Raw genomic sequence first — 3,873 nt, forward strand, 5'->3', positions numbered from 1 at the left:
CGTCCGCATAGTGCCAGCGATGCGGTCGATGTGGCTCCTGCTCGCGCTCCTCCTCGGAACCGCGACGGGAGATGCACGGCCCACGACACATCCCCCGGCGTCGGACGTTCGCATCTCCGCCTCCTCGCGGTCGGAGGTGGAGGTCCCGCGGCCGAGTCACGCGCCTCAGCTGGCGGTGCTGCGGACCATTTCCGCGGCCGCCCCCCGGCCCGGCCGGAGCAGCGGGCCGGATGGCGCGCCCGCGTCGAACCCCTACGCTCTTCCGAATCTCCACTCTGTCGCGAGCCACGGCCTCCGTCCGTCCTCTCGGACCGAAGCCGTCGCGCCGCACTGCCAGCGCCTTCCGTACTTCCCTAACGCTCCTCCGCAGGTCGTCTCCTAGCACACACGCGTCCGGCGAGCCGCCGGCGCGTCCCGGCGCACGAGCCCGCGTCCGTCCGCAAGCACGCGGATGGATTCGCGCGCGCCGGCCCATGCTTCGCCCGCGCCACCTCCGGCGCGGGCATGGACCGACCCTGCGAGAGGAAGCACCCATGTACCTGTCCCTGCTGCAAGCCGCCCAGCCCGGCACCTTCCACGGCGTTCCCGTGGACCCGGCGTCCGTCTTCTGCTACGCGATCGTGCTCGGCCTGGCCGTGCTGCTCTGGCGCAACCGCGACACCACGCCGCCCGGCTCGAACCGCCCGCGGCCGTCCGAGCCCGCGCCCCAACCGCGTGAGAAACAGCCGACCTGACGCTCGAATCGGCAGGGCAGACGGATGAAGGACGGAGCAGGGCGCATCCGAGCACTGTCCGTCCCGTTCGCCGAGCTTCGCATGAAGCGTTGAATCCAGATCGATAGATAAGAAACAGCGCGGGCCCGAGATTCGTCTCGGGCCCGCGCTGTCGCATCTACCGTCCTCTCATCTGCCGTCCACGGCGTCAGGTTCGTCCGGCTTCCTTCACGTTCGTCGTGTTGTCGTCCGCGTGCCGGTCGATGAGCTTGTCGAACGGGTCGATGCCCGCGCGCGCCGGCTTGCCCTGCACGACCACGGTGATGTGCTGCTCGCCCGTGCGGATGCGGTGGCGCTGGAGGTACAGCACCGGGCCGGAGTCCTTGTCGCTCCGCCCCTTGGGCGCGGGGCCGAACACGCCCACCTCCACCATGTCGTTCATGGGCGCCGCCTTCTCCACCCCCAGCGTGTCGGCGTAGGTCTTGTGCGCGTCGACGTCGATGTCCACCGAGTAGCGGCCTCCGCCCAGCGGGCGCGCCGTGGCCGACTTGGTCTTGTTCTCGAAAAAGGTCATCCGCAGGAACAGGTCGTCCACCGCGCCCTTCAGCGAATCCGGCGTGGCCGCCTGGATGTAGCGGTACAGCTCCAGCGAGGTCGTGTACGGCGGCTGCTGGAACTTCACCGCGTTCAGGTAGCTGGAGAGCGCCGTGTTCAGCTGCCGCTCGCCGATCAGGTCGCGCAGCTGGTACATGACCAGGCTGCCCTTGCGGTAGTGCACGTACTGCTGCCCCTCCACGCTGATCAGCGGCGACTCGCGCTCGCTCTCGAAGGCGCGGCCCTTGAGGTACATGTCCAGCTCGTAGCCCAGGAATCGCTTCATCTTCTCGCGCCCGTACTCCTTCTCCATCACCATCAGCGCGCTGTACTGCGACAGCGTCTCGCTGAGCAGCGTGGCGCCCTGCACGTTGGCCCCGATCACCTGGTGCGCCCACCACTGGTGCGCGACCTCGTGGGCGGTCACGTAGAAGGGATAGTCCACGTCGTCCGGCCCCTTCACCCGCGCGATGAACCCGATGGACTCCGAGAACGGGATCATGTTGGGCAGCGACTGCGCGTAGCTGGCGTAGCGCGGGAACTCCACGATGCGCACCTGGCGGTGCTGGTACGGCCCGAAGTTGGTCGTGTAGTAGTCCAGCGCCTTCTTGGTGGCCGCGATCATCCGGTCCACGTTGTAGGCGTGGGTGGGATGGTACAGCACCTCGATCTCCACGCCGCGCCAGTGGTCGCGCTTCACCGCGTAGCGGGCGGAGAGAAAGCCGTACAGGTTCAGGATGGGCGCGTCGCCGCGGAAGTGGAAGTAGCGGCGCCCGTTGGCCGTCCACGTGCGGTCCATCACCCCCGGCGCCACGGCCGTCTGGTCCGGCGAGGTGCTCACCGTGGCGTCGAAGTCCATCCAGTCCGCGTCGCTCGACACGTAGTTGTTGCGCCGGGCGGCCATGTCCCCGGGCGGCGCCATGCGCGGCTTGGGCTTCAGGCCGTAGCGCTTGCGGACCGCCGTGGTGCTCAGCTCGCCGCCCTCGTCGTACCCGATCTGGGGCAGGGCGCCGCTGTTGAAGAAGGTGCCGTTCTCCACCACCTGGGTGTTGGTCACCTCGTTGGGGAAGCCGTGGTTCTCGTACGCCAGCGAGAAGTGCATGGGCAGCGAGTCGCCCGGCTGCAGCGGCTGGGAGAGACGGTAGATGCGGTAGCCCCGCTCGTGGTCGTTCAGCACCAGCGCCGCCGGCCGCCCGAAGTCCATCTTCCGCACGTCGGCCATGCTCTGCACCCGCACGTGCACCGAGTCGATGGCCACCGCCGTCTTGTTGCGCAGCGTGTACGTGCCGCCCAGGTACAGGTCGCCGCGCTCCGGGACGATGTCCACCGCCAGCTTTGCCGCGGTGATGCGCGGCTGCGCCGCGTTCTGGAAGCGCTTGTAGCGCTTCTCGTACTCCGCCGCGCCGCGCTCCTCCGCCTTGGACGTGCGGTAGTCGTTCAGCACGTTGGTGTTGTAGAACGTCCACGCTCCAAGGCCCAGGAACGCCAGCGCGGAGACGGCGGACACCGCCCGCAGCGGCCCGCGGAAGCGGGCGCGGGCCAGGGCCGTGCGGCGGCTCCACTGCGTCTCCTGCCCGCGCACCCAGTACAGGCTGGTGAGCGTCACCAGCAGCAGGGCGAACGAGGCCCAGTACAGCTTCCACCACAGCCACGGCGTGCGGAACGGCCCGTAGCCGTTCATGTCCGAGTACGTCATCCCCGCGTCGGACGCGTACTTGTACAGGTGGTGCTCCAGCCCCATCTGGCCCATGAAGCCGTTGAAGAGGTAGAAGACGATCACCACCACGTGGCCCAGGTACTTGTTGTTCACCAGCGTGTGGACGAGCAGCGCCATGATGCACAGGAACACCCACCGCAGGCCCTGCACGCCGAACAGGCCGGTGAGGTACACGGGGATCTGGAACCGCGTGTAGCCCTGCGCCAGCTGGGTCACCATCCCGCCCAGCATCACCACCGCGAGCAGGACCGCGACCACGCCCACGAGGGCGCCCAGCTTGGAGACGAACGGCACCCACGTGGGCACCGGCAGCGCGTCCTGGATCTGCTGCGAGCCCAGGTCGCGCTCCCGCCAAACCAGCTCGCCCGCGTAGAAGGTGATGACGATGAGGATGAAGAGGCCGAACGTGGCCCCCATGATCTCCACCACCTCGTAGGTCACCGGGTACGTCACCGTGCCGTACAGCGAGCCCACCGTGGTCGCCGTCACGCCCAGGAACGCCAGCCCCGCCGCGACGATGGCGTAGAAGTACACGTTGCGCACGATGCCCTGGAACTCGCGCTTCATGCTGGACCACAGCATCGTCCGGCTCGCCGCGCCGCCGAACGAGCGCGACACGTCCGGCAGCGACAGGCGCACCGGCGCGGCCACCGGAGCGCCGTCCGACCTCTCCTCGGCCGCCACGCCGCGGCGGCGGCGCGCCGGGGCCGCGTGCGCGAAGCGGAAGGCGCGGTAGGCGAACAGGAAGATCAGCGCCGCCACGGCCAGCCACAGCAGCCGGTTCCACAGCAGCACCCCGTCCATCCCCACGATCGACGTGTTCTTCTGCGCCACCGACCAGTACCGCGT

2 protein-coding genes are annotated in these 3,873 nt (G+C 68.9%); one reads left to right on the forward strand and one right to left on the reverse strand.

The genetic code is table 11. From position 1 onward, the window contains the following. The first annotated feature begins 533 nt into the window (after positions 1-533). Entirely contained in the window at positions 534-734 is a 201-nt protein-coding gene (locus VFE05_22785; GenBank protein ID HET6232921.1) for a hypothetical protein, read from the forward strand. Between the two features lie 187 nt (positions 735-921). Here the strand turns inward: VFE05_22785 and VFE05_22790 are convergent. Continuing rightward, positions 922-3,873 (reverse strand): M1 family aminopeptidase (locus VFE05_22790; GenBank protein ID HET6232922.1); only part of this gene is annotated, 2,952 nt, incomplete at its 5' end.

It is taken from the genome of Longimicrobiaceae bacterium (assembly GCA_035696245.1).
GTDB lineage: Bacteria > Gemmatimonadota > Gemmatimonadetes > Longimicrobiales > Longimicrobiaceae > DASRQW01.